The organism is Bacillus sp. AM 13(2015), from assembly GCF_001518755.1.
Classification (GTDB): Bacteria; Bacillota; Bacilli; order Bacillales; family Bacillaceae; genus Bacillus; species Bacillus safensis.
The window spans coordinates 1-2,364 of the sequence record NZ_LKCP01000014.1; the positions used below are offsets into that span (position 1 = coordinate 1).

3 protein-coding genes and 1 pseudogene are annotated in these 2,364 nt (G+C 40.9%); 2 read left to right on the plus strand and 2 right to left on the minus strand.

What is annotated here, in order from left to right; translation table 11 throughout:
* The first annotated feature begins 167 nt into the window (after positions 1-167).
* Together AOQ70_RS01850 and AOQ70_RS01855 are read left to right on the plus strand one after the other, a co-directional pair.
* Positions 168-410, plus strand: coding sequence for a hypothetical protein (locus AOQ70_RS01850; protein ID WP_039182177.1), 243 nt, complete (start codon positions 168-170; stop codon positions 408-410).
* 87 nt (positions 411-497) lie between these two features.
* A complete protein-coding gene (locus tag AOQ70_RS01855; protein ID WP_059374659.1) occupies positions 498-1,496 on the plus strand; it encodes a S66 family peptidase in 999 nt (332 codons plus the stop codon).
* A gap of 29 nt (positions 1,497-1,525) precedes the next feature.
* On the opposite strand, the gene AOQ70_RS01860 is transcribed toward AOQ70_RS01855, so the two are convergent.
* Both AOQ70_RS01860 and uvsE read right to left on the minus strand, forming a co-directional pair.
* Entirely contained in the window at positions 1,526-1,780 is a 255-nt protein-coding gene (locus AOQ70_RS01860; RefSeq protein WP_039182170.1) for a hypothetical protein, read from the minus strand.
* Between the two features lie 73 nt (positions 1,781-1,853).
* Positions 1,854-2,364 (minus strand): annotated as a pseudogene (gene uvsE / locus AOQ70_RS01865) (UV DNA damage repair endonuclease UvsE); the annotation flags it as partial.

Sequence of the window (2,364 nt, forward strand, 5' to 3'; positions counted from 1 at the left end):
CGCAGTTTGGTCATTGATAGTAAGGCGTAAATGAGTTCAGCTATTGAGTTGGACTCATTTTTTACATGTGATAATAAAAAGTGGTTCGTCCTGCAAATATTTAAATCACCATTTAAATGGAATTTTGATATAATTTAAGGAAATTAGATCCAAAAGGAGAGGGTTGTTTGAGCGAAACAGCAAAAACATTCATGCTGAAAAGCATTCACTACGTGACTCTTGTTGGTTTATTTATATTGATCATTCCAGCTGGAATCAACCCAGTATTTTTTTACATTGGGATTATTCTATTTGGCATTCACCTTTTTGTAAACGTTATAGACAGTTCTTTAAGCAAAGTCAAAATATCGATAGCATTGATTATTAGTTTTACGCTCATATTACTTGGCCTTTTTAAAATATTTTTTTGAAAAGATTTTCATTCGTTCAGTAGCCCTTTTGATAAAGGGCTTTTTTTGTTAGGATAGAAAAAATGCGTGTAGGAAGGATCTGATGGAATGAAGGGGCTTCGGCGATTACAAAAGGGCGATAAGATCGGTATTTTTTCACCTTCCAGTCCTGCATCAGCGACCTCGCCTCTTAGGTATCAGCGGGCGAAGAAGTGGCTTGAGCAAAAAGGATTCATTGTGATCCCAGGATCATTAACAGGGAAAGAGGATCACTACCGTTCCGGTACAATTCAAGAACGAGCTGATGAGCTGAATGAGCTGATGGCTAAAGAGGACTTGGCGTGCATCATGTCAATGATTGGCGGTACGAATTCAAATAGTTTGCTGCCTTATCTTGATTTTGAGCTGCTGAATCAACATCCGAAAATCATGATCGGTTATTCAGATGCGACAGCGATTCTACTAGCGGCGTACGAAAAAACGGGCCTGCCTGTTTTCTACGGGCCTGCGCTTGTTCCTTCTTTTGGCGAGTTTGAACCGTTTGTCGATTATACATATCAGTCATTTGAGGACATCTTGATGTTTCCTCAAAGCATTCCTTATCAGATTGAAAAACCGCCTTTTTGGACAGATGAACGAATCAATTGGGAAGAAAAGACGCGTGACAAAAAGCAGCGTCCGAATGATTGGCTGTGCGTCATAGAGGGACAGGCAGAAGGCAGATTGATCGGCGGGAACCTGAATGCGATGTACGGCATTTGGGGAAGTGAGTTCATGCCAGCCATCCAAAACGGAGACATCCTCCTCATTGAAGATTGCATGAAAACCGCTTCTGTTGTAGAAAAGAACTTCTCTTTATTGAAAGTAAATGGAGTGTTTGAACGGGTGTCAGGGATTCTTTTAGGAAAACATGAGCTGTTTGATGATGAAGGGACGGGCAAAGAGCCTTACGAGATTTTGCTTGAGGTGCTCGGAGAGACGAAGAGACCACTCATCGCTGATTTTGACTGTGCCCATACGCACCCAATGCTTACGATGCCAATTGGGGCACAAGTGAAAATAGATGCAGCTTCTAAACAAGTTTGGTTAACAGAAGATTGGATATAAGAAAAAGAGCAGCCCGAGGCTGCTCTTTTTTATGAAACCTTTTCTTTCTCAAACGGCTGAAGAAGATCTTGCGCTTTTTTCCCTTCAACCACAATTAAGTAATCAGATTCTAAATGAGTGAGCCTGAAGGTTTCAAGCTCTACGATGTTCTTAATGCTGCACATTGTTTTTTTAGAATACACATATATACGATGCTGAGCCTGCTGGCACTTTTCATAAAGAGAAATAAGCTTATGTAAATTCAACGCTTTTGCAGCGATTCGGATTGAATAGATTTGAGACATCTTCATATCCTCCTGTTAATTACTTTTTCACAATAGCTTTGTTACCCCCATTTGCACAAAGGTAAACCTTTCTCTATGATTTCCATTCAATGGTTCCTCCGCCCGTCCGCTTATTGCCCCTAATCGCAGACAGCTCTTCGACTAGACGGAGCAGAGCCTGATCCTTTAATTTTGCTTCAATCATAAAATCTACATCACGGCCATACGGTTTTAATGCTTGAAAAAGCGGTAAGACAAAGTCCATATCTACACCATCTGCATGACTGCGTATGGCTTTTTCTGATTTAGGTGAAGACAAGTGGATTTTGGGCGGAATGCCAGTCTTTGTCCAAGTGTCGAACATTCTTGGAAGGATGTCATCGAGTGCGGCATCGTCATCTTTATTTGCCACGTGATGATGGTAATCAAAAACAAACGGAATGTCATGCTTTTCACATACACCAAGCGTTTCGAGCGACGTATATGTTTTGTCATCGTTCTCAAGTGTCATTCTCTTTGATTATGAGCCGGAAGTTGTTTTAATATTTTCATCAAAGCGTTGAAGAGCCGATTCTTTATCGCCGTAMTAAGCCCCGCCTACATGA